A 21,980-nucleotide genomic window follows, 5' to 3' on the forward strand; every position below is an offset into this window, starting at 1 on the left:
CGCCACCGATGCGCGCCCCTGCCGGCAGTTTGCGAAAGCCAAGTTTTTTCTGAGGTTGCGGCCGCAAAACCACTCCGGCGCGCTGGAAGCCCTGCTTTTCTCGGGCTAACGCCTTTCGCCGCCGGACCGAGACGTCGAAACATTCCAGCCGCCGGATGAGCTTCTGAAAGTTTATCTTTCCTTTTTGCTGGTTTTCTTGTTTTCGCGGCGCCGGCCAGCGCCGCACACTGAAAGCCAGGCAAATGGGAAAGCCGACGTGACGACAGCCTTCATCACCGGAGCGACAAGCGGCATAGGGCGAGCCATCGCGATCGCGTTGAGCGACGCCGGCTACGAGGTCTACGCTGTCGGCCGCAGCCAGGCCGCGCTGAAGGAGCTGCAGGCCGAGCGTCCGGGCATCGTGCCGATCGCCGTCGACGTCACCGACCGCGAGGCGCTGGAAGCGGTGCTGGCCGATCTCACCGTCGACGTCCTGATCAACAATGCCGGCATCATGCCGCCGCTCGGCAATTTCGCCGACATGAAGATCTCCGACATCGACACCGCGCTGGAGGTGAATGTCAGCGCGGCGATCCTGCTCACCCGCCTCGTCGTGCCGCAGATGCGCGAGCGGCAGTCAGGGCATATTCTGTTCACCGGCTCCTCCGCCGCCCATGCGGCGTTTCCCAATGTCGCCGTCTACTCGGCGACCAAGGCGGCGATTGCGGGCTTTGCCGCTGCGCTGCGGGCGGATCTTTCGCCTTTCGGCATACGCGTCACCGAAATCGTGCCCGGCCGCGTCGAGACGCAGCTCTACAAGGACATTCTCGACGCCGAGACCCGGGCGGCCATGTACGCCGGCAACGTCGCCGTGCAGCCGGACGACGTGGCCAAAATGGTCGTCGCCCTGCTCGGCCTGCCGGCATGGGCCGACGTCACCCGCTTCGACATCATGCCAACCCGGCCCCTGCCGAGCGGCAGCAAGCAAGGAAAATAGGATGAAGGATCTTTCCGTTCTCATCGTCGGTGGCGGCGCCGGCCTCGGCGCGCTTCTGGCCCGCATGGCGGTGGAAGCCGGGGCGGCCAAGATCGGCATCATCGACATCAACCAGGAAGCCGCCGAGAGCGCGCTCGCCCCGGCCAAGGCAAAAGGCCTGCCGACCGCGGCCGCAACCTGCGACATCCAGGTCGGTCCGCAGTGTCACGCCGCCTTCGAGGCCATCGTCGCCAAGCTCGGCCGCGTCGACACGCTGATCAACTGCGCCGCGATCTATCCGCGCCGCCCGCTGCTCGAAATCAGCGACGCCGACTGGGACGCGTCCAACGGCATCAACATCAAGGGTACGTACCACATGATGGTGGCGGCGGTTGGCCACATGCAGGCGCAGGAACCGAAGGACCATGTGCGCGGCCGCATCGTCAACCTGACCTCCGTCGATGCCTTCAAGGCGCATCCGCAGAACGCCCATTATGCGGCGACCAAGGCCGCCGTGGTCAGCCTGACGCGTTCCTTCGCCCACTACGTCGCCAAGGACGGCATCCTGGTGAATTCGGTGGCGCCGGCTGGCATGGCCACGGAGAAGGCAAAGGCCCTCGGCTTCCTCGAGGAACTGGCCAAGGCAAGCCCGCTCGGACGCGGCGCCGAGCCCACCGAGATCGCCGAGTGGGTGCTGATGACCGGTGGCCCGAAGAACACCTACATGACCGGTGAAAACGTAATCGTCTCAGGTGGTTACATCTACGCCTGAGGCGACGTCCCGCAGCCAAAGGCGGCTGGAATACGGCAGTGCATCATCAACGGGGTCTCGAGCAAGAGGGAGGCGCAATTCACGATGACCAGCAAGCTTCGCCTTCCTCCGCTCAATGCGCTGCGCGTCTTCCATGCCGTCGCGCAACACAAGAGTTTCCGGCAGGCGGCGGACGAATTGCTGGTGACGCCGCAGGCCGTCGGCCAGCAGATCAAGCTCCTGGAAGACACGCTCCAGGTGACGCTGTTCGAGCGCAAGGGCCGCTCGATCGAACTGACAGAGTCGGCGATCCTTCTGTCGCACTACGTCAAGGCGGGGTTCGACGAGTTCTCGGAAGGTGTGCGCCGCGTCACCAAGTCGAACTACCGCGACCGTATCAACCTCAATGCGAGCCCGTATTTCGCCACGCACTATCTGCTGCCCAGGCTCTCGCTGTTCCGCGAAATCCTGCCGGGTGCGGATCTGCGCCTGACGACGATGGTCGACCTGCCCGACTTCGGCCGCGACGACATCGATATGACTGTCCAATGGGGCTACGGCAACTGGCCGGAATATGAGGTCACCCTGCTGGTGCCTGACCCGAAGATCATCTGCTGCACGCCGACGATCGGCGAGAAGATCAAGTCGGCGCATGACCTGCCGAAGTTTACGCTGCTCGACACCGTCAAGTCGAAGCGCCTGTGGCCGGACATCTTGCGGCATCTCGGCGTCGAGCTGACAGATGGCGACCGCAGCGTCAGTTTCGACGACGCCGCGACCATGCGGCGGGCGACCTTGCAAGGCATCGGCGTCGGCCTCGTCTCCGTCATCGATGCCGAGGAGGATTTTCGCTCCGGCGCGCTGGTGGCGCCGATCGGCCGCGACGCCATCGCCGACATGCTGCCGGAGGAAGTCCCCGGCTTCTACCTCGTCGTCCCGCGCGGACATCTGCGCGTGAAGGCGGTGGCTGCCCTGCACCGATGGCTGGCGCAGGAGGATTGGCGCAGCGAGCTCAAGCTCTCCTTGCCGAAACCGACCCCGCTTTCCGACTGAGAAGCGGCTGCGAGACCGGGCCCCCAAAGGCATTTTCGGGAGCCCCAACAACAAGAAACGGAACAACCTCAACAGTGGAGACTACCAACATGAAAATGATCCAATGGGGGGCCGCCGCCATGGCCCTGAGCCTGATGCATCTCGCGGCGCCGGCGCAGGCGGCCGGCGGCAAGACGCTGGAAGCCGTGAAGGCGCGCGGCGTACTCAACTGCACCGGACATGACGGTTCCTATCTCGGCTTTGCCGAGGTGGACGACAAGGGCAACTGGAAGGGCATGGACATCGACCTCTGCAGGGCGGTGGCGACGGCCGTGTTCGGCGATCCGGCGAAGCTCAAGATCGTGCCGATCAGTTGGGCGCAGCGCTGGCCGTCGCTGCAGTCGGGCGATGTCGACATCATCATCAAGGCTTCCGGTGGCACGCTCAGCCGCGACACCGAGCTCGGCCTGCAATTCTCCATGTCCTATTATCTCGGCACGACCAAGGTGATGGCGCATAAGGAGCTGAACCTGAAGTCGCTCAAGGACGCCAATGGCGGCACGATCTGCATTCCCGCCGGCACCTCGCAGGAGCAGCAGGTCGCAGCCTACGCGCAGAAGATCGGTATCAAGCTGGAGCCGGTGCTGATCGAAAAGACGGAAGAGCTCGAGCAAGCCTATTTCTCCGGCCGCTGCGACCTCTATGCGCAGTGGGGACCGGTGCTCGCCATCGCCCGCGCCGCGAAAGGCAAGGTCGATGACCATGTGATTCTGCCCGACGTTCTCGCCGTCGAACCTGAAGTGATGATCATGCGCCAGGGCGACGACAACTGGGTCGATATCGCCAATTGGACGCTGAGCACGCTGATCTTCGCCGAGCAGGAAGGCATCACCTCCAAGAATGTCGACGAGATCAAGGCCAAGCCGACCTCTCCGCAGGTGGCGAAGTTCCTCGGCGTGACGCCCGGCATGGGCAAGGGTCTCGGGCTGCCCGACGACTGGGCTTACAATGTGATCAAGAAGGTCGGCAATTACGGCGAGATCTTCGACCGCGATCTCGGCAAGGACTCGCCCTACAAGATGGATCGCGAGCTGACCAACCTCTGGAACAATGGCGGCGTCCTGTTCCCGCTGGTGATCGACTGATCACCTTGGTGATCAAGTGATCCCCTTGGTGATCGACTGATCCGTTCTTGACGCATCGCGCTTTTAGCTCCGCCTGGCTGCTGCCGGGCGGAGCTGGCGCCAATTCGGGAAGATCCTGATGGTCAGCCTGCTGAGAAATCAGAAGGTCCGCAATGCGCTATTGCAGGTCCTCTATGTCGGTTCGCTCGCGGCACTCGTGCTTGCCGGCATCGTCATCGCCCGGCGCAATCTCGCCGACCAGGGGATCACCTCCGGCTTCGACTTCCTCTATAAGTCGACGGGCTGGGACGTGAACTTCTCGCTGCTGCCCGCCACGGCCAACGATCCCTATTGGTGGTTCTTCCTCATCGGCATCATCAACACGCTGTTTCTCGGCACCATCGGGCTGATGCTGGCCACACTTGTCGGGACGATCGTCGGCCTGGCGCGGACTTCGTCGAACGAATTGGCGCAACTTCTCGGCCGCACCTATGTCGACATCTTCCGCAACATCCCGCTGATCCTCCAGGTCTTCTTCTGGTACGCCTTGATCACGCACCTGCCGACGCCGCGCGCCGCACATGAGGCCTTCGGCATGCTCTTGACCAGCCGCGGCCTCTATATCCCGTTCCCCAATGTCGGCGGCGTGGCACTGGCGCTGGCCATTTTGGCCGTGATCGCGGCCATCGCGCTGCCAGTCTGGCTCGGCCGGACATCACGCCTCAGCCAACCTTTCGGCGAACGGTCGGCGATCCAGCTTATCGGCGCGGCGGCGGCGCTCGCCTGCGCGGTTCTCATCCTGATAATCGGCCGTTTGCCCGATGAGCCGTTCATCGACTTTCCGGCGCTGCAGGGCTTGAACCTGAGGGGCGGCCTGCGCATTCCGCCGGAGTTTTCGGCTCTCGCCATCGCCATCGCCATCTATGGAGGCTCCTACATTGCAGAGATCGTGCGCGGCGGTTTCAAAGCCGTCGGCAAGGGCCAGATGGAAGCGGCGCTTTCGCTGGGCTTGAGCCCCTGGCGTGTGTTCACGCTAGTGCGGCTGCCGCTGGCGCTGCGCGCCATGCTGCCGATCCTCGCCAACCAGTATGTCTGGCTGATGAAGGCGACGACCATGGGCATCGCCGTCGGCTTCACCGACTTCTTCATGATCGTGGCGCTGACCATCAACCATTCCGGCCAGACGCTGGAAGCGATCGGCATCCTGATGGCGGGGTTCCTGGCCATCAACCTCAGCCTCGCCGCCATCTTCAACCGCATCAACAAAGCCATTGCCCTCAAGGGCAATCAACTGAGGGGTTGAGAGATGGAGATGGTCGTCGTCGCCCCGCCTGCCCCTGGAAAACTCGAGGACCTGAAGCGGCGTTTCTTCGCGACGCCGCTTCAGGCGCTGCTGTCGCTGATCTCGCTGGCGATCATGGTTTTTCTCGCCTGGAAGCTGCTCAACTGGGCGATCTTCTCGGCCGTCTTCACCGCGAGCGGCGGGCCGGAAGCCTGCGAGGCGGCGGCGGGCGCCTGCTGGTCGGTCATCGCCGCCAGGTGGCGCATCATCCTGTTCGGCCTCTACCCCTTCGAGGAGCAATGGCGCTCTGCGCTGGCCTGCGTCAGCGTGGTGGTGATGACGGTGCTGAGCTGCATCCCCGCCTTCTGGACCGGACGCCGCATCGCCCTTGTCTGGGGAACCGGAACCGCCCTCTACTACCTGCTGATGAAGGGCGGCGTGCTCGGCCTGCCCTATGTCGGCGAAGAAGCCTGGGGAGGACTGGCGCTGACCCTTTTCATCTTCGTCACCACCTGCCTGATCGGCTTCCCGCTGGCGATCTGCCTGGCGCTGATGCGCCGCTCGGAACTGCCCTGGATATCGCGGACCACTGGCATCATCATCGACGGGGTGCGGTCGCTGCCGCTGATCTCGATCCTGTTCACCTTCGCCATCGTCCTGCCCTTCGCGCTGCCGCAGTGGCTGGTGGGCGACAAGCTCTACCGGGTGATCCTGGGATCGGCGCTGTTCTTCTCCGCCTATCAGGCCGAGATCGTCAGGGGCGGCATGCAGGGCGTGTCGGCGGGTCAGGAAGAAGCCGCCATGGCGCTCGGCATGAGCTACTGGCAGCGCATCGGCCGCATCCTGTTGCCGCAGGCTATGCGCAATGCGCTGCCGGCGACGATCAACCAGTTCGTCATATCCTTCAAGGAGACCTCGCTGGTGGTCATCGTCGGCTTCTTCGAGATCCTTGCCTCAGGCAACGCGGCCTATGGCACCGGAGAATGGCGCTTCGCCTATGTCGAAGTCTACGCCTTCATCGCCTTCATCTATTTCGTCTTCGTCTTCAGCCTGTCCCGCTACGGCGCTTTCCTGGAACGCCGCATGGCAGTCGGCGAACGATAGGAGACGGACATGACTTCAACCAGTTCCAAGCCCGGCGGGCCTGCCGTCCACATCGAAAACCTCGACAAATATTACGGGACATTCCACGCGCTGCGGAAGGTGAGCCTGTCCGTCGAGCGCAGCGAGAGGATCGTCGTCTGCGGTCCCTCCGGCTCGGGCAAATCGACCATGATCCGCTGCATCAACCGGCTCGAGCAGCACAATGGCGGGAAGATCACCGTGCTCGGCACCGAGCTCAACGACGATGTCGCCAACATCGACGGGATCAGGCGCGAGGTCGGCATGGTGTTCCAGCACTTCAACCTGTTCCCGCACATGACAGTGCTGGAGAATTTGACGATCGCGCCGGTGATCGTGCGCAAGGTGGCGCGCGCGGAAGCCGAGGCGACCGCGCGGCGCTATCTGGAGAAGGTGCGCATTCCCGAACAGGCGATGAAATTTCCCGGACAGCTCTCCGGCGGCCAGCAGCAGCGTGTCGCCATCGCGCGGGCGCTGTGCATGCAGCCGCAAATCATGTTGTTCGACGAGCCGACCTCGGCGCTCGATCCCGAGATGATATCGGAGGTGCTGGACGTCATGGTCACGCTCGCCTCCGAAGGCATGACGATGATCTGCGTCACGCATGAGATGGGGTTCGCGCGCCGCGTCGCCGACCGGGTCATCTTCATGGATGGCGGCGAGATCGTCGAAGAAGCGCCGCCGGAGGAATTCTTCACCGCCTCCCGCAACGAGCGCACGCGGCAGTTCCTGTCGCAGGTGCTGGGTCATTGAGCCTTGCTAACCAACCGATTATAGGCGGCGCATCGCAGCGCTCAGGTATTTCGATGACCGATCCCGTCAGTGCATTGCAGACAATCCTCGGACCGAAAGGCTGGCTGTCAGGTACCGACGCCGAGCCTTACCGGCGCGACTGGCTCAACCGCTATGGCGTCGCGCCGCTGGGTGTCGCCAGGCCCGCCAACACGGCCGAAGTGGCCGCGGTCGTGAAGGCATGCCGGGAGGCTGGGCTGGCTGTCGTGCCGCAAGGCGGCAATACCGGGCTCTGCGGCGGCGCCGTCGCCGAGCGGCCGGATGCGGTGATCGTCTCGCTGTCGCGCATGGCGGTGATCGGCGAGCCGGATCTCGACAGTGGCTCGATCGCCGTCGAGGCGGGCGTCGTGCTTGCCGCGCTGCATGAGGCGCTGGAGCCGCACGGGCTGATGTTCCCGATGCATCTCGGCGCCGAAGGCAGCGCCAGGATCGGCGGCCTGATCGGCACCAATGCCGGCGGCAGCCATGCGTTCCGCTATGGCATGATGCAGGATCTGGTGCTCGGCCTCGAAGTCGTGATGCCGGACGGCACGGTGTGGGACGGGATGCGCGCGGTGCAGAAGGACAATGCCGGCTATCAGCTACGCAAGCTGTTCTGCGGCGCGGAAGGCACGCTGGGCATCGTCACGCGCGCGGTGCTCAGGCTCTATCCGACGCCCAGGCAGCAGGCGAGCGCGCTGCTCGTCATGTCCGACTTCGCCGCCGCCGTTTCGTTCGGCGCCTATCTGCGCGGCGAGGCCGGCGAGTTCCTCACCGGTCTCGAATTCTTCCCAGATCTCGGCCTTGAGCTCGCCCTCAGGCACGTGCCCGATCTCACCTACCAGTTGGAGACGCGGGGCGACGTCTATCTGCTGGTCGAGCTGGCTTCCGGCTCGCCGCGGGTTCCGCTGGACGAGATCCTGAATTCGGCGCTGGAATGGGGCATGGAAAAAGGCCTTGTGCTCGACGGCGCGCTGGCCTCGTCGGGCGCGCAGCGGTCGCAGTTCTGGCGGCTGCGCGAGGAGCAGCCGGAGGGCCAGCGGCTGGAAGGCGAGCAGCTCAAGCACGACATTTCGGTGCCGCCGGGCGCGATCGCCCGTTTCATCGAGGCCGGCGCGAAAATCTGCGACGACATTCTTCCCGGTGTGCGCATCAACCCGTTCGGGCATCTCGGCGATGGCAACATCCACTACAATCTGTCGCCGCCGCGGGGAAGCGCCGATTTCGACGGCAAGGCGGGGCAATTCGCCGACGCGCTGTCGGCGCTTGCCACGCAAATGGGCGGCAGCTTCGCGGCCGAGCATGGATTGGGTCGCGCCAAGATCGCCATGGCCGACCGCAATCGCGGTACGGTGGAGCGCGAACTCATGGCGCGGCTGAAGGATGCGCTCGATCCGAAGGGTGTTATGAACCCCGGCATTCTGGTTCGCTCGCCACTGTAAAGAAAAACTTTCGTATGGATCGCATTTCTTGATTTCGCCCGGCCCCGCCAGCGTGCAGGTATGAATCCGAAAAGGCAGGCTCGGTCCGCTTGCCGCAATTCCAAGAGGATGTCGAAGCATGGCCCGCAATGGCGGTCACCTTCTTGTCGAATGCCTGATCGCCTTAGGCGCGACCAAGAGCTTCGGCGTTCCTGGCGAAAGCTATCTCGCCGTGCTCGATGCGCTGCATGACACTCACGGCAAGCTCGACTATGTGCTTTGCCGCAACGAAGGCGGCGCGGCCTTCATGGCCTCGGCCTATGGCAAGCTGACGGGATCGCCGGGCATCTGCTTCGTCACCCGTGGCCCGGGCGTGACCAATGCCAGCATCGGCGTGCATACGGCGATGCAGGACAGTTCGCCGATGATCCTGTTCGTCGGCCAGGTCGGCACCGACATGAAGGGCCGCGAAGCGTTCCAGGAGATCGACTACCGGGCTGTGTACGGGACCGTCGCCAAATGGGCGGTCGAGATCGACGATGTCGCACGGCTTCCCGAAATCGTGGCGCGGGCCTGGACGACGGCTTTGACCGGACGGCCCGGCCCGGTCGTCGTCGCGCTGCCTGAAGACATGCTGACCACCCTGACCGAGGCCGCCCCGCTCAGCGGCCCGGCAACGATCTTCGAAGCTGCGCCGGCACCGGATGCGCTTGCCTCGGCGCTCAAGCTTCTGGCGGGAGCCGAGAAGCCCGTTCTGCTTTTCGGCGGCGCCAACTGGACGGCGGACGGACGCGCTGCGCTCCAGGCTTTCGCCGAGGCTTCCGACATTCCGGTCGTCGCCGCCTTCCGTTACCAGGATCAGTTCGACAATCATTCGCCGGTGTTCGTCGGCGAGGCCGGCGTCGGCATGGTGGCGCATGTCAAGAAGCTGTTCGGCGACGCGGACGTGATCCTCGCCGTAAATGTCCGCTTCGGCGAAATGACCACCGACGGCTATACGCTGCTCAACGTCCCCGTGCCGCGGCAGAAGCTGATCCATGTGCACGGCTCCGACCGCGAGATCGGCAAGATCTATGTGCCGACGATCGGCATCCATGCCGGCCCGAACGCCTTCGCCAGGGCGCTGACGCCGGTCAAGGGCTCTTGGGCCGACTGGCGCGCCGCCGCGCGCAAGGCCTATGAAGGCACCTTTGCCGCCCCCGTGCAGCCCGGCCCGGTCGACATGGTCGCGGTCAGCGCCTGGCTGCGCGAGACCCTGCCGGCCGATGTCATCCTCACCAACGGCGCCGGCAATTTCACCGTGTGGCCGAACAAGTTCTTCAAGTTCGGGCCTGAGGCGCGACTGCTCGCGCCGCAATCGGGCGCCATGGGCTATGGCCTGCCGGCGGCTATCGCCGCCAAGGTTGCGTATCCTCAGCGCACGGTCGTCTGCTTCGCCGGCGACGGCGATTTCCAGATGAACTGCCAGGAGCTTGGCACAGCCATGCAGGCGGGCGCGCAGCCGATCGTGCTGATCATCAACAATGGCATTTACGGCACGATCCGCGCGCACCAGGAGCGCAACTATCCGGCCCGCGTCTCCGGCACGTCGCTCGAGAACCCCGACTTCGTGACGCTGGCGAAGGCCTATGGCTTCCATGCCGAGCGGGTGGAAGCGACGGCGGATTTCGCCGCGGCGTTCGGGCGAGCGCTCGCATCCACGACCGGCGCGGTCCTCGACATCGCCATCTCGCCGGAAGCGCTCACGCCGCGACAGACCCTCTCCCAGATGCGCGACGCCGCGCTCGCTTCCCAGAAGGCCAAGGCATGACCTCCCAAACAGACGACATCCGCCTCGGCGCGGACATCGGCGGCACCTTCACCGACATTGCGCTCGATGTCAGGGGAACGATGTTCTCGACCAAGGTGCTGACCAACTATTCCGCACCCGAGCAGGCGATCCTCGATGGCATCGACGTGGTCATCCGCGACGCCGGCATCTCGGCCTCGGAGATCGGCATCATCATCCACGGCACGACGCTTGCCACCAACGCGCTGATCGAGCGACGTGGCGCCAGGACCGCGCTGATCACGACCGAAGGTTTTCGCGATGTGATCGAGATGCGGACGGAGAACCGCTTCGAACAGTATGACTTGAACCTGCAGCTGCCTACGCCGCTGATTCCGCGCGAGGATCGTTTTACCGTCAGGGGCCGCATCGGCGCCGAGGGCCAGGAACTGCAGCCGCTCGACGAAGCCGCCCTCGAAGATATTGCCGGCCGGATCGCGGCGGGCAATTTCGGCTCGGTGGCGATCGGCTTCATCCATGCCTATGCCAACCCGGATCACGAGCGCCGCGCACGCGAAATCCTCTCCAGGAAACTGACTATCCCGATTTCGATCAGCGCCGAGGTCTCGCCGCAGATGCGCGAGTTCGAGCGCTTCAACACGGTCTGCGCCAACGCCTATGTTCGACCGCAAATGGCCGACTATCTCGCCCGTTTGCAGACGCGGCTGAAGGACATGGGCGCCGAATGCCCGGTCTTCATGATCCATTCCGGCGGCGGCCTGATCTCGGTGGAGACCGCCTCGGAATTTCCGGTACGTTTGGTCGAATCCGGCCCGGCCGGCGGCGCCATCTTTGCCGCCGACATCGCCCGGCGCTTCGGCCTGGAGAAAGTCGTCTCCTACGACATGGGCGGCACCACCGCGAAAATATGCCTGATCGAGGATTTTGCGCCGCGCACGGCTAGAACATTCGAAGTGGCGCGCACCTATCGCTTTTCCAAGGGTTCGGGCATGCCGATCTCCATTCCGGTGATCGAGATGATCGAGATCGGCGCCGGCGGCGGCTCCATCGCCTGGGTCGACGCCATGGGCCGCATCCAGACCGGACCCGAGAGCGCCGGCTCGGAGCCTGGCCCGGCCTGCTACGGCCGCGGCGGCAAGCGCCCGGCGATCACCGACGCCGATCTGGTGCTCGGCAAGCTCGACCCCGACAATTTCGCCGGCGGCGCGATCAAGCTCGACACATCCGCCTCCGAGCAGGCGATCCTGCGCGATGTCGGCGAACGCCTGTCGCTGAATGCCATGTCGACCGCCTTCGGCATCTGCGAGGTCGTGGACGAGAACATGGCCAACGCCGCCCGCGTCCACGCCGTCGAGAACGGCAAGAACATTTCCGACAATCTGATGATCGCCTTCGGCGGCGCGGCACCCCTGCACGCGGCAAGGCTGTGCGAAAAGCTCGGCATCGACCAGTGCATCGTGCCGCGCGGCGCCGGCGTCGGATCGGCAATCGGCTTCCTGAAAGCTCCGTTCGGCTATGAAGCGCTGGCCTCGAAGCTGACGCGACTGTCACGGTTCAAGCCGGCCGAGGTCAATGCGCTGCTCGCCGACCTCAAGGCTTCCGCCGAGGGTTTCGTGCGCACCGGCGCCAGCGGCAGGATCGTGTGCGAAATCACCGCTTTCATGCGCTATGCCGGCCAGGGCTGGGAAATCCCCGTGCCACTGGCCGACGAGCCGTTTGGCGACGATGCGGTGGCCAGGCTCAAGGATTTGTTCGAGGAGAACTACCAGCGCTTCTTCGGCCGCGCCATTGAAGGTCTCGACGGGCTGGAGATCGAGATCGTCACCTGGTCGGTGAAGGCGACGGATGTCCGGCCTGCCGTTGCGCGGCACGAACTCACCAAGGGCAAGAAGACCAGCCAGCCGGCCACCACCCGTGCGGTCTTCGATCCGGCGACAGGCGCGCCGCAGACCTATGGCATCGTCGAGCGCGACACGCTTTGCGCCGGCGACCGTGTCGTCGGGCCGGCGGTCATCGTCGAGCGCGAGACCTCCACCGTTATCACCACAAGCTTCGACGCCGTCATCCAGAGCGACGGCGCCATCCTTCTGATCCGCAAAGGCAGCCAGGCATGAGCGACATTGGCGAAATCCGCATGCAGGTGATGTGGAACCGGTTGATCTCGGTGGTCGAGGAGCAGGCGCTGACCTTGCTGCGCACCGCTTTCTCGACCTCGGTGCGCGAATCCGGCGACCTGTCGGCCGGTGTGTTCGATCCGCGCGGCCAGATGCTGGCGCAGGCGGTGACGGGCACACCTGGCCACGTCAACACCATGGCCGAGGCAGTGCTGCATTTCATGAACGCGATCCCGCGCGAGGAGATGTTCGAGGGCGACACCTACGTCACCAACGATCCGTGGCTCGGCACGGGCCATCTGCACGACATCACCATGGTGTCGCCGTCCTTCCTGAACGGCGAGTTGGTCGCCTTCTTCGCCTGCACGGCGCATGTCGTCGATGTCGGCGGACGCGGCTTTGGCGCCGACGGCAAGTCGGTCTATGAGGAAGGCATCCAGATCCCGATCATGAAGTTCGCGGAAAAGGGCAAGGTCAATCTCGACCTGGTGCGCATCCTGCGCGCCAATGTCCGCGAGCCCAACCAGGTCGTCGGCGACTTCTATTCGCTCGCCGCCTGCAACGAGGTCGGCCACCGGCGCCTCGTCGACATGATGAAGGAGATCGGGCTTGCCTCGCTCGACGGTCTCGGCGACTTCATCTTCTCGCGCACCCGCGACGCTATGCTTGAACGCATCGAGGCGCTGCCCAAGGGCAGTTGGTCGAACGAGCTGGTCACCGACGGCTATGACGAGCCGATCAAGCTTGCCGCGACGGTCTCGGTGCGCGACGACCATGTCGAGGTCGACTTCACCGGCACCGACCCGATGAGCCGCTGGGGCATCAACTGCCCGATCATCTACAGCAAGGCCTATGCCTGCTATGCGCTGAAATGCATGGTGGCGCCCGACATCCCGAACAATGCCGCCTCGCTCGCTTTCTTCACCGTGACGTCGCCCATCAACATCCTCAATGCCGTGCGGCCGGCGCCGGTGGCGCTCAGGCATATCTTCGGCCACATGGTGCCCGACCTGGTGCTGGGCGCATTCGCCAAGGCGCTGCCGGGAAAGATCCTCGCCGAGGGCGCCGGCGCGCTGTGGAACATCCACATCTCAGCGCGGCCTGTCGCAGGCGCATCCGGCCGTCGCGCCGAAGTGCTGATGTTCAACTCCGGCGGCATGGGCTCGCGGCCCGAGCTCGACGGCCTGTCGGCGACGGCCTTCCCGTCGGGCGTGCACACGATGCCGATCGAGGCGACCGAGCATACCGGTCCGATCGTCATCTGGCGCAAGGAGCTTCGCCCGGACTCCGGCGGCGACGGCGAATTCCGCGGTGGCCTCGGGCAGGTCATCGAGATCGAGGCGACAGAAGGCCACGAGTTCGATTTCTCGGCCATGTTCGACCGCGTCAACCATCCGGCCCATGGACGCAATGGCGGCAAGCCCGGCGTCGCCGGCGCGGTGAAGCTGGATGACGGCACCAAGATGCGGCCGAAGGGCTGGCAGCATGTTCCGGCCGGACGCCGGCTGATCCTCGAATTGCCGGGCGGCGGCGGCTATGGCGATCCTGCCAGGCGCAGTGCGGCCGCGCGGGCCAACGATCGATCCAAGGGTTACATCACGGAGAACGACTGATGAGCTATGTTGCCTCGCGCCTGTCGGTGGTGAAGCCCTCGGCTTCGATGGCGGCTTCACAGGCCGCCAAGGCGCTGCGCGCCAAGGGCGTCGACGTGATCGATCTCGGCCTCGGCGAGCCGGATTTCCCGACGCCGCTGCACATCATCGACGCCGCTCATTTCGCCGCGAAGGCCGGCCAGACGCTCTATACGGGTGCTGCCGGCACGCCGGAAGTGCGCGAAGCCATCGCGGGAAAATTCCGGCGCGAGAACGGGCTCGACTACACGGCCGACGACATCGTGGTCGCCAACGGCGCCAAGCAGATCATCTTCAACGCGTTAATGGCGACGCTCGAGAGCGGGGACGAGGCGATCCTGCCGGCGCCCTATTTCGTCTCCTATCCGGAAATGGTGAAGCTGCTCGGCGGCACGCCGGTCGTCGTCGAATGTCCGGAGACCACCGGTTTCCGGCTGACGCCGGCGCTGCTGGAACAGGCGATCAGGCCGCGGACGAAATGGCTGTTCCTCAACATGCCGGGCAACCCGTCAGGCGCGGTCTATTCCGAGGCAGATCTTAAGGCGCTGGGCGCGGTGCTGGCGAAGCATCCGCAGGTGCTGATCCTGTCCGACGAGATCTATGAGCACATCCTCTTCGACGGGCGCGAGTTCGTCTCCTTCGGCAAGGCCTGCCCGGAGCTCAAGGACCGCACGCTGATCGTCAATGGCGTCTCGAAATCCTACGCCATGACCGGCTGGCGCGTCGGCTATGCGGCCGGGCCGGCGCCGTTGCTCAAGGCGATGTCGACGATCCAGAGCCAGTCCTGCACGTCGGTGTGCTCGATCGCGCAGGCGGCGACGGTCGCCGCGCTCAACGGCCCGCAGGACGAAGTGGGGCGTTTCCGCGAGGCTTTCGAGAGGCGCCGCGACCTGGTCGTGAACGGCATCCGCAAGATCAATGGCCTGACGCTATCGCCGCCGGATGGCGCTTTCTACGCCTATATCGGCTGCGCCAGCCTGATCGGCCGCAAAACGCCCGGAGGTGTCGTGCTGGAGGATGACGCGGCCGTGTCGAATTATCTTCTCAATGAAGGGCGGGTGGCGTCGGTGCCCGGCGTCGCCTATGGACTGTCACCCTATTTCCGCATCTCGACCGCGACCAGCGAAGAGGTGCTGACCGAGGCGATCGCGCGGATCAATGCCGCCGTCGCGCAAGTGGAGTAAATGATGCCGCATTACGAACGTATCCTGATCACGGGCGCTGCCGGCCGGCTCGGCTCGGTGCTGCGCAAGGGGCTTGCGCCGCTGGCCAAGACCATCCGCCTGGCGGGGCGCGAGCCGTTCGGCGACCTCGCGCCGCACGAGGAGGAAACCGTCTTCGACCTCGCGGACATGGAAGCGACGATCGCGGCCACCAAGGATTGCGACGCGATCGTGCATTTCGGCGGTGCGCCGCTCGAATGCGAGTGGCAGACCATCCTCGATTCCAGCATCCGCGGCTCCTACCACATCTATGAAGGCGCGCGGAAACATGGCGTCAAGCGCGTCATCTACGCCTCGTCGGTGCATGCGATCGGCTATCACGAGATCGAGGCGCATATCGGCGTCGATGCGCCGGTGCGCCCCGACAGCCTCTATGGCGTGTCGAAGAATTTCGTCGAGAGTCTCAGCCGGCTCTATTGGGACAAGTTCGGCATCGAGACGGCATGCCTGCGCATCTTCTCGTCATTCCCGGAACCCGCCGACCGGCGCATGCTGTGGTCGTACCTCTCCTTCGCCGACTGCGTGCGCCTGGTCGAGGCTTCGCTCACGGCACCGCGGGTCGGCCACACGATCTCCTTCGGCATCTCCGACAACAAGCTGAAGATGGTCGACAACAGCGGCGCCGACCATCTGGGCTTCATCCCGCAGGACAGCGCCGAGCCGTTCCGCGAGGCCGTAGAAGCGAAGACCCCGGTGCCCGATCCGAAGAAGCCGTCGGTGAAATATCTCGGCGGCTGGTTCTGCGAGCTTGGACACCCAGACGACAAACCGGCGTGAGGCAGTGAGGGCAGGTGATTCATTTTCGCCCCCTCGGTGGATCGCCGGCAACGCGTCGATCTCCAGCGGCGACAGGCCGCCCACTTACGCCGATGCCGCTCTCATTCTCCGCTCGCCGCGCGTTGACAAATTGCGCGCCGGCAGCGCTATTCGATAGCCGGTTCGGCGGCTGCTTCCGCCGGAGCCCCTGAGAACGGGTCTCGGCAGGCATTGATGAGCCATCCGGACGAAACGCCGACCCAGCCGATACGTCCACGGGTGCGTCGTTCGCTCTACGCAAAGTTCTCCTACCAATCGCCGCAACAACGCAATTTCCGACGTTGCCGCACACCGTCGCTTTTGACGACCATGCCATAGCGCCCGGAGTCGGAAAGGTGGCTACCGGCGAGCACCCAGGGCGGCGGATGGCCATCAAAGGCTTAGGGGGAGACGGCAGATGACGACTTGCGCCTTTGTCGAATGGCCGGAAGGTCTCGCCCCGCGGGGTCGGGAGTGGGACGAAATCCGCCGCCAGGTTGAGAGCGCCCGTCCGAACATTCTGGTGACCAACGAACTGCCTTTCGGCGCCTGGATAGCCGGCGCGAGCTTGTTCGATCGGGATGTAGCTGCCGGCAGCGTAGCGCTACACGAGCAAGGACTGGAGGCGCTGAACGCGCTTGGCGTCCCGACCGTCATTTCGTCCCGCCCCGTGTGGGCAGGAGACAGGCTGGCGAATGAGGCGTTCGTCCTAGCGAACGGCAAGCCCCGCCCGCTGCACCGCAAGCAGCTTTTCCCCGAAGAAGAAGGCTGGCACGAAGAGACCTGGTTCAAAGGCGACGCAAGCGGTTTCATCGTCTCCGACATCGGGGATCTCGAGGTCGGTGTGCTTCTATGCACAGAATTGATGTTCAACGAGCATGCCCGCCACTACGGGCGTGCCGGCGCGAGCCTGATCGTGGTTCCGCGCGCGACGTCCATCTCGCAGGATAAATGGTTCGCGGCCGGCGCGATGGGCGCGATCGTGTCGGGCAGCTTCATCGTAAGCTCCAACCGCGTCGGCAGCTCTGCCGGCAACCCCAGCTTCGGCGGACGCGGATTCGCCTTCGCTCCTGACGGAACGCTGGTGGCGCAGACGTCGCCATCGAGGACGCTTGCCGTCATCGACATCGACCCCGCCGCCGCCCTGCGTCAGAAGACACTGTATCCCTGCAACGTCGTAGAACGCAGATTCATCTGAACTGACAAACATCCGAAGTGGAAGCCACATTGACCTCAGACAACAAAGCCACGCTGTTCCTGCTCGCTCCTGATTTCGAGGATGCCAAATTTCCAGGCCAGCGCTTCTTCTGTCGGCACTCGGCGTTGGTGGAAGGCGTGCTGACTTCGTTTCCGGCACTTCTCGGTACGGTCGACGTTCGCCGCATCGCCTTCCCGCGACCCCGCGCCGAGGTGATCGAGCTTGTCGGCGAAGCCAACCAGGCGCTTCCGGTCCTGGTGCTGCCGGCCGGCCAGCCTTCGGCCTATGCCAGCGGTGAAGCCAATGGACGCGCTTTCGTCTCCGGGGCTGAGCGGATCATCGATGCCCTGGTCGAGCGCGGGCTCATTCCTCCGGCGCATCCGTGATGCTTCAACTGATGGGCCTCGGCATGACCAAACGTTTCAAAGCCGGGAAATCCCGAGCAAGGGTTTTTCTCCTGACGACCTAAGTTCGGGATAATGTCTATAAAGCTTATAGACTAAATAGATTAATCTCCGCAGGCGATGGCAATCGGCCTTCCTGCGATCGCGATGCGGAGATTCCATGGCTTATGCGCTCAGCCTTCTCGACAAGAGTCCCCTTTCCAAAGGCGAAAGCGCTACTGACGCGCTCAAACGCACCGTAGCGTTGGCGCAACTTGCCGAAAGACTTGGCTATCGCCGGTTCTGGGTAGCCGAGCATCACAACGTCGCCGAGCTGGCAAGCTCGTCGCCCGAGATAGTGATCGCGCATCTGCTGGCGCTCACCAGCCGGATCCGCGTCGGCTCGGGCGGCGTCATGCTGCAGCACTACAGCGCCTACAAGGTGGCTGAGAATTTCAACTTGCTGGCCTCATTGGCGCCCGATCGTGTCGATCTCGGCATCGGCAAGGCGCCAGGCGGCCTGCCGCTCTCGACAAAAGCGCTGCAGGGTGATCGCGATCCCGCCCGCAAGCCGGATTTCGGCCGGCAGGTCGCCGAGCTCGGCGCCTATCTCGATGGCGCCGGACCGGTCGCCGGCTTGAGCGCGACGCCTCGTCCCTCCACCGCACCGCAGCGCTTCCTGCTGGGCGCCAGCGTCGAAAGTGCTGAGCTTGCCGCGGCCCATGGATGGGATTTCGTCTTCGCCCGCCACCTCAACGGCGACGACGCTCTCCTTGACGACGCCGTCGCGGCTTACCGCGCAGCAACCGGGCGCGCGCCGATCATCGCGGTCTCGGTGATCGTCTCCGATTATGTCGGCGAAGCCGAGGCCGAAGCGGCCAAGATCAAGCTGTTCAAGGTCCACGTGCCAGGCGCGCAAAGCGTCACTGTGGGCAACGAGGAGCAGGCCAAGGATTACGCGCGCCAGTTGGGGTCGAGCGAATACCGCATCGAACCCAAGCAACCGAGCGTGATTGCCGGGACGCCGGACCAGGTTCGTGCCGAACTCGACCGTCTGCATGCCCGCTCGGGAGCGGTCGAGTTCATCGTCGAGCCAGCCGTCAGCGGGTCATGGCGACTTGCAACCGTGGAGGCGCTGGTGCGGCAACAGCCCGCCGCTGCCGCGTGAATGACCAGACCAAGGAGCTTGCCCATGAGCAGCCAGCGAATTCCCTTCGGCATCATGCTGCAAGGCCCCGGCGGACACATGAACGCCTGGAAGCATCCGAGCGTGCCTGCCGATGCAAGCACCAATTTCGACTATTATGTCGGCATTGCCCGCCAGGCCGAAGCAGCTGGCATAGCCTTCGCCTTCGTCGCCGACGGCCTCTACATCAACGAACAGTCGATTCCGCATTTCCTCAACCGCTTCGAGCCGATCGTGCTGCTTTCGGCGCTAGCGGCGGCGACCAAGAGCATCGGTCTCGTCGGTACGCTATCGACCTCCTACAGCGACCCGTTCACCGTCGCCCGGCAGTTCGGTTCGATCGACACCATCAGCTGCGGCCGCGCCGGCTGGAATGCGGTGACTTCGCCGCTCGAAGGCTCGGCCAAGAACTATGGCCGCGACAAGCATCCCGAGCACGCGCTGCGCTACCAGATCGCCGCCGAGCATATCGAGATCGTCAAGGGCCTCTGGGATTCCTGGGACGACGACGCTTTCGTGCGCGACCGGCAGAGCGGCCGCTATGCCGATTTCTCGAAGATGCACCGGCTGGATTTCAACGGCCGCTTCCATTCGGCGGAAGGACCGCTCAACCTCGGTCGCTCGCCGCAAGGGCAGCCAGTGCTGTTCCAGGCCGGCGGCTCGGACGACGGTATCTCGCTCGGCGGCCGGCATGCCGATGCGGTCTTCGCCAATGCCGCCTCATTCGAGGAGAACCGCGAGCTGTCGCGCCGGCTGAAGGAGAGCGCGGTGGCGCACGGCCGCCTCGCCGAGCACATCAAGATATTTCCCGGCATCGCCCCGATCATCGGTTCGACGGAGGAGGAGGCCGAGCGCAAATATCGCGAGATACGCGATCTCGTCAGCGTTCACGAGGCGCTGCTCTATCTCGGACGATTCTTCGACCACCATGACTTCACCGCCTACCCGGTCGACGATCCGTTCCCGGAACTCGGCGACATCGGCAAGAACAATTTCCGTTCCACCACCGACCGCATCAAGCGTGTCGCCAGGGAAAAGAACCTCACGCTACGCGAAGTCGCGCTGGACGCCGCCACGTCCCGCAGTGCCTTCATCGGCACGCCCGAGAAGATCGCCGATGAGCTGATCCGCTGGGTAGACGGCGGCGCAGCTGACGGTTTCGTGCTGGGCTTCCAGGTCATCCCGTCCGGGCTCGACGATTTCGAAAAGCATGTGCTGCCGATTCTGGAAAAGCGCGGCCGCCACACGCGCAGCCAGATCGGCACGACGCTGCGCGATCATCTCGGGCTGCCGTTCAAGGAGAGCCGTTACGCGCAGGACGCAGCTTCCACGACGACCACCGAGGAAGCAGCCTGATGACGGTCCGGCCCGGCCCGCCTTCGGCCTCGATCGCCGAAGCGATCCTGGACAGCGCCGACGAGTTCGTCGCGCTGCGCCGCAAGCTGCACAGCGAGCCGGAGCTGGCCTACCAGGAGAAGAAGACCAGCGCACTGGTCGCCGAGCGCCTGCAATCCTGGGGCTATGAGGTCGCTCAAAACATAGGTGGTACCGGTGTCGTCGGCTCGCTTCGCAACGGCAACGGCGAGAGGACCATCGGCATCCGCGCCGACATGGACGCCCTGCCGATCGTCGAGGCGACAGGCTTGCCCTATGCCAGCGCCAGGCCGGGCGTAATGCATGCCTGCGGGCATGATGGGCACACCGCGATCCTGCTCGCCGCCGCCAGGCATCTCGCCGTGACACGAGATTTTTCAGGAACGGTCCGGCTCATCTTCCAGCCCGCCGAGGAAGGCGGCGCCGGCGCCAAGGCGATGATCGCCGACGGGCTGTTCGAGCGCTTTCCCGTCGACGCGGTCTTCGGGCTGCACAATTGGCCGGGCGTGCCGGCGGGGCAGTTCGCTTTCCTGAGCGGCCCTGCCATGGCGTCCGTCGACCTCGCCGTCATCAAGATTATCGGCAAGGGCGGCCATGGCGCTCGGCCGAGCCATGCGGTGGATCCCATCGTCGCCGCCGCCTCGCTTGTCATGGCGCTGCAGACGATCGTCTCGCGCAATGTCGATCCGCTCGAAACCGCGGTCGTCACCGTCGGCACCATCCATGGCGGCATCGCCGCCAATGTCATCCCCGACAGCGTCGAGCTGAAAGTCACCATCCGGACGTTCAGCGAGGCTATCCGCGAACAGATCCGCACGCGCGTCATCGCGCTGGCCGAGACGCACGCGCAAAGCTATGGCGCAACTGCGGAGGTCGCCTATCCGCGCGGCTATCCGGCGCTTATCAATCACCGCCGGGAAACCGACTTCGCAAGGCAGGTCGCGCTGCGGCATTTCGGCGCCGAACGGATCCAGTCGGATTTCCGCCTGATCACCGCCAGCGAAGACTTCGCTTTCATGCTCGAAGCGCGCCCGGGCAGCTATCTCTTCGTCGGCAATGGCGACAGCGCCGACCTGCACAGTCCCAACTACGACTTCAACGACGACATCTTGCCCGACGCCGCCCGCTACTGGGTGGCGCTGGTGCAGGACTATCTCGCCGCGAACGAGGCTCCGCGGACCGACGAGCCGGCAACGGGGCTCACGCCATGACAGACAGCTTTCTCTACACCACGCCGGTCGATCCGCGCGCAGCCCCGCTCATCGAAGCGCTGACCTGGGAATACACGACCCGCTACGGCGACTATTTCGGCGAGCCGGGAGAGGAGATGCGCCGCTATCCCGCCGAGCTCTTCGCGCCGCCGCATGGAAACTTCCTGCTCCTCACGCGAGACGGCAGGGCGATCGCCGGAGGCGCCTTCAAGCGTTACGACGAACGCACCGCCGAGCTGAAGCGGGTATGGACGCATGTCGACCTGCGCCGCCAGGGTCTTGCCCGCAAGCTGCTCGTTGAACTCGAGCTGCAGGCGGCACGCCAAGGCTATACTAGGCTCTATCTGACCACGGGGTTTCGCCAACCGGAAGCCGCAGGCCTTTACCTCAACAACGGCTACACCGCGCTGTTCGACACGAGCGTCGATCCGGAAGTCCACGGCACGCTGCCTTTCGAAAAGGACATCAGCGCACTGGCGCTGGAATTCGGGCCGAACGCGCTCGACCGCAAGGCCAGTTGATCGACCGAGCCGGCCACCGCAATACATCCATGCAAGCAGAAATATATAGACGATTTAACTCCGGAGCACTCAAAATATAAAACCAGGTGTCGTGATA

The 21,980-nt window shown here is 64.6% G+C and carries 19 protein-coding genes; all 19 read left to right on the forward strand.

The window, feature by feature from the left end:
• The first annotated feature begins 256 nt into the window (after positions 1-256).
• Positions 257-976, forward strand: a complete 720-nt coding sequence (locus FJ988_RS22125; protein WP_140820473.1) for an SDR family oxidoreductase — start codon at positions 257-259, stop codon at positions 974-976.
• A gap of 1 nt (position 977) precedes the next feature.
• Positions 978-1,727, forward strand: coding sequence for an SDR family NAD(P)-dependent oxidoreductase (locus tag FJ988_RS22130; protein ID WP_140820474.1), 750 nt, complete (start codon positions 978-980; stop codon positions 1,725-1,727).
• 84 nt (positions 1,728-1,811) lie between these two features.
• Entirely contained in the window at positions 1,812-2,759 is a 948-nt protein-coding gene (locus tag FJ988_RS22135) for a LysR substrate-binding domain-containing protein (protein ID WP_140820475.1), read from the forward strand.
• Between the two features lie 89 nt (positions 2,760-2,848).
• Entirely contained in the window at positions 2,849-3,883 is a 1,035-nt protein-coding gene (locus FJ988_RS22140; RefSeq protein WP_140820476.1) for an amino acid ABC transporter substrate-binding protein, read from the forward strand.
• Positions 3,884-4,001: 118 nt separating this feature from the next.
• Complete coding sequence (locus tag FJ988_RS22145; RefSeq protein ID WP_140820477.1) at positions 4,002-5,165, forward strand: ABC transporter permease subunit; 1,164 nt, start codon at positions 4,002-4,004, stop codon at positions 5,163-5,165.
• A gap of 9 nt (positions 5,166-5,174) precedes the next feature.
• Entirely contained in the window at positions 5,175-6,248 is a 1,074-nt protein-coding gene (locus tag FJ988_RS22150) for an amino acid ABC transporter permease (protein ID WP_246688636.1), read from the forward strand.
• 9 nt (positions 6,249-6,257) lie between these two features.
• Positions 6,258-7,019: an amino acid ABC transporter ATP-binding protein gene (locus FJ988_RS22155; RefSeq protein WP_140820479.1), complete on the forward strand. Its 762-nt coding sequence runs from the start codon at positions 6,258-6,260 to the stop codon at positions 7,017-7,019.
• Between the two features lie 53 nt (positions 7,020-7,072).
• Entirely contained in the window at positions 7,073-8,479 is a 1,407-nt protein-coding gene (locus FJ988_RS22160) for an FAD-binding oxidoreductase (RefSeq protein WP_140820480.1), read from the forward strand.
• 118 nt (positions 8,480-8,597) lie between these two features.
• On the forward strand, positions 8,598-10,268 hold the full coding sequence (locus tag FJ988_RS22165; RefSeq protein ID WP_140820481.1) for a thiamine pyrophosphate-binding protein: 1,671 nt from the start codon (positions 8,598-8,600) through the stop codon (positions 10,266-10,268).
• A complete protein-coding gene (locus tag FJ988_RS22170; protein WP_140820482.1) occupies positions 10,265-12,361 on the forward strand; it encodes a hydantoinase/oxoprolinase family protein in 2,097 nt (698 codons plus the stop codon). The genes FJ988_RS22165 and FJ988_RS22170 overlap by 4 nt, the downstream gene beginning before the upstream one ends.
• Positions 12,358-13,974 carry a hydantoinase B/oxoprolinase family protein gene (locus FJ988_RS22175; protein WP_140820483.1) on the forward strand — a complete coding sequence of 539 codons (1,617 nt, stop codon included), beginning with the start codon at positions 12,358-12,360 and terminating at the stop codon, positions 13,972-13,974. The genes FJ988_RS22170 and FJ988_RS22175 overlap by 4 nt, the downstream gene beginning before the upstream one ends.
• The gene (locus FJ988_RS22180; RefSeq protein WP_140820484.1) at positions 13,974-15,176 is read left to right on the forward strand and encodes a pyridoxal phosphate-dependent aminotransferase; all 1,203 of its coding nucleotides are present in this window, start codon (positions 13,974-13,976) and stop codon (positions 15,174-15,176) included. The genes FJ988_RS22175 and FJ988_RS22180 overlap by 1 nt, the downstream gene beginning before the upstream one ends.
• A 3-nt stretch (positions 15,177-15,179) precedes the next feature.
• Positions 15,180-15,992: an NAD(P)-dependent oxidoreductase gene (locus FJ988_RS22185; RefSeq protein WP_140820485.1), complete on the forward strand. Its 813-nt coding sequence runs from the start codon at positions 15,180-15,182 to the stop codon at positions 15,990-15,992.
• A 436-nt stretch (positions 15,993-16,428) separates the two neighbouring features.
• Positions 16,429-17,208 (forward strand): carbon-nitrogen hydrolase family protein, encoded by a 780-nt coding sequence (locus tag FJ988_RS22190; RefSeq protein ID WP_140820486.1) that lies wholly within the window; start codon positions 16,429-16,431, stop codon positions 17,206-17,208.
• Positions 17,209-17,237: 29 nt separating this feature from the next.
• Positions 17,238-17,594 carry a DUF3088 domain-containing protein gene (locus FJ988_RS22195; protein ID WP_140820487.1) on the forward strand — a complete coding sequence of 119 codons (357 nt, stop codon included), beginning with the start codon at positions 17,238-17,240 and terminating at the stop codon, positions 17,592-17,594.
• A gap of 178 nt (positions 17,595-17,772) precedes the next feature.
• Positions 17,773-18,759: an MsnO8 family LLM class oxidoreductase gene (locus FJ988_RS22200; protein ID WP_140820488.1), complete on the forward strand. Its 987-nt coding sequence runs from the start codon at positions 17,773-17,775 to the stop codon at positions 18,757-18,759.
• A 24-nt stretch (positions 18,760-18,783) separates the two neighbouring features.
• Positions 18,784-20,133: an LLM class flavin-dependent oxidoreductase gene (locus FJ988_RS22205; protein ID WP_140820489.1), complete on the forward strand. Its 1,350-nt coding sequence runs from the start codon at positions 18,784-18,786 to the stop codon at positions 20,131-20,133.
• On the forward strand, positions 20,133-21,362 hold the full coding sequence (locus FJ988_RS22210) for a M20 aminoacylase family protein (RefSeq protein WP_140820490.1): 1,230 nt from the start codon (positions 20,133-20,135) through the stop codon (positions 21,360-21,362). Before FJ988_RS22205 ends, FJ988_RS22210 begins: the two co-directional genes overlap by 1 nt.
• Complete coding sequence (locus FJ988_RS22215; RefSeq protein ID WP_140820491.1) at positions 21,359-21,883, forward strand: GNAT family N-acetyltransferase; 525 nt, start codon at positions 21,359-21,361, stop codon at positions 21,881-21,883. Before FJ988_RS22210 ends, FJ988_RS22215 begins: the two co-directional genes overlap by 4 nt.
• Positions 21,884-21,980 lie beyond the last annotated feature (97 nt).

The sequence above is a fragment of the Mesorhizobium sp. CU3 genome (assembly GCF_006442965.1).
In the GTDB taxonomy this organism is placed as follows: Bacteria; Pseudomonadota; Alphaproteobacteria; order Rhizobiales; family Rhizobiaceae; genus Mesorhizobium.

Bases quoted from the DNA above. Each gene is read 5' to 3' on its own strand.
- FJ988_RS22130 (WP_140820474.1), top strand. From the start codon at position 978: ATGAAGGATCTTTCCGTTCTCATCGTCGGTGGCGGCGCCGGCCTCGGC.
- FJ988_RS22135 (WP_140820475.1), top strand. From the start codon at position 1,812: ATGACCAGCAAGCTTCGCCTTCCTCCGCTCAATGCGCTGCGCGTCTTC.
- FJ988_RS22140 (WP_140820476.1), top strand. From the start codon at position 2,849: ATGAAAATGATCCAATGGGGGGCCGCCGCCATGGCCCTGAGCCTGATG.
- FJ988_RS22145 (WP_140820477.1), top strand. From the start codon at position 4,002: ATGGTCAGCCTGCTGAGAAATCAGAAGGTCCGCAATGCGCTATTGCAG.
- FJ988_RS22150 (WP_246688636.1), top strand. From the start codon at position 5,175: ATGGTCGTCGTCGCCCCGCCTGCCCCTGGAAAACTCGAGGACCTGAAG.
- FJ988_RS22155 (WP_140820479.1), top strand. From the start codon at position 6,258: ATGACTTCAACCAGTTCCAAGCCCGGCGGGCCTGCCGTCCACATCGAA.
- FJ988_RS22160 (WP_140820480.1), top strand. From the start codon at position 7,073: ATGACCGATCCCGTCAGTGCATTGCAGACAATCCTCGGACCGAAAGGC.
- FJ988_RS22165 (WP_140820481.1), top strand. From the start codon at position 8,598: ATGGCCCGCAATGGCGGTCACCTTCTTGTCGAATGCCTGATCGCCTTA.
- FJ988_RS22170 (WP_140820482.1), top strand. From the start codon at position 10,265: ATGACCTCCCAAACAGACGACATCCGCCTCGGCGCGGACATCGGCGGC.
- FJ988_RS22175 (WP_140820483.1), top strand. From the start codon at position 12,358: ATGAGCGACATTGGCGAAATCCGCATGCAGGTGATGTGGAACCGGTTG.
- FJ988_RS22180 (WP_140820484.1), top strand. From the start codon at position 13,974: ATGAGCTATGTTGCCTCGCGCCTGTCGGTGGTGAAGCCCTCGGCTTCG.
- FJ988_RS22185 (WP_140820485.1), top strand. From the start codon at position 15,180: ATGCCGCATTACGAACGTATCCTGATCACGGGCGCTGCCGGCCGGCTC.
- FJ988_RS22190 (WP_140820486.1), top strand. From the start codon at position 16,429: ATGACGACTTGCGCCTTTGTCGAATGGCCGGAAGGTCTCGCCCCGCGG.
- FJ988_RS22200 (WP_140820488.1), top strand. From the start codon at position 17,773: ATGGCTTATGCGCTCAGCCTTCTCGACAAGAGTCCCCTTTCCAAAGGC.
- FJ988_RS22205 (WP_140820489.1), top strand. From the start codon at position 18,784: ATGAGCAGCCAGCGAATTCCCTTCGGCATCATGCTGCAAGGCCCCGGC.
- FJ988_RS22210 (WP_140820490.1), top strand. From the start codon at position 20,133: ATGACGGTCCGGCCCGGCCCGCCTTCGGCCTCGATCGCCGAAGCGATC.
- FJ988_RS22215 (WP_140820491.1), top strand. From the start codon at position 21,359: ATGACAGACAGCTTTCTCTACACCACGCCGGTCGATCCGCGCGCAGCC.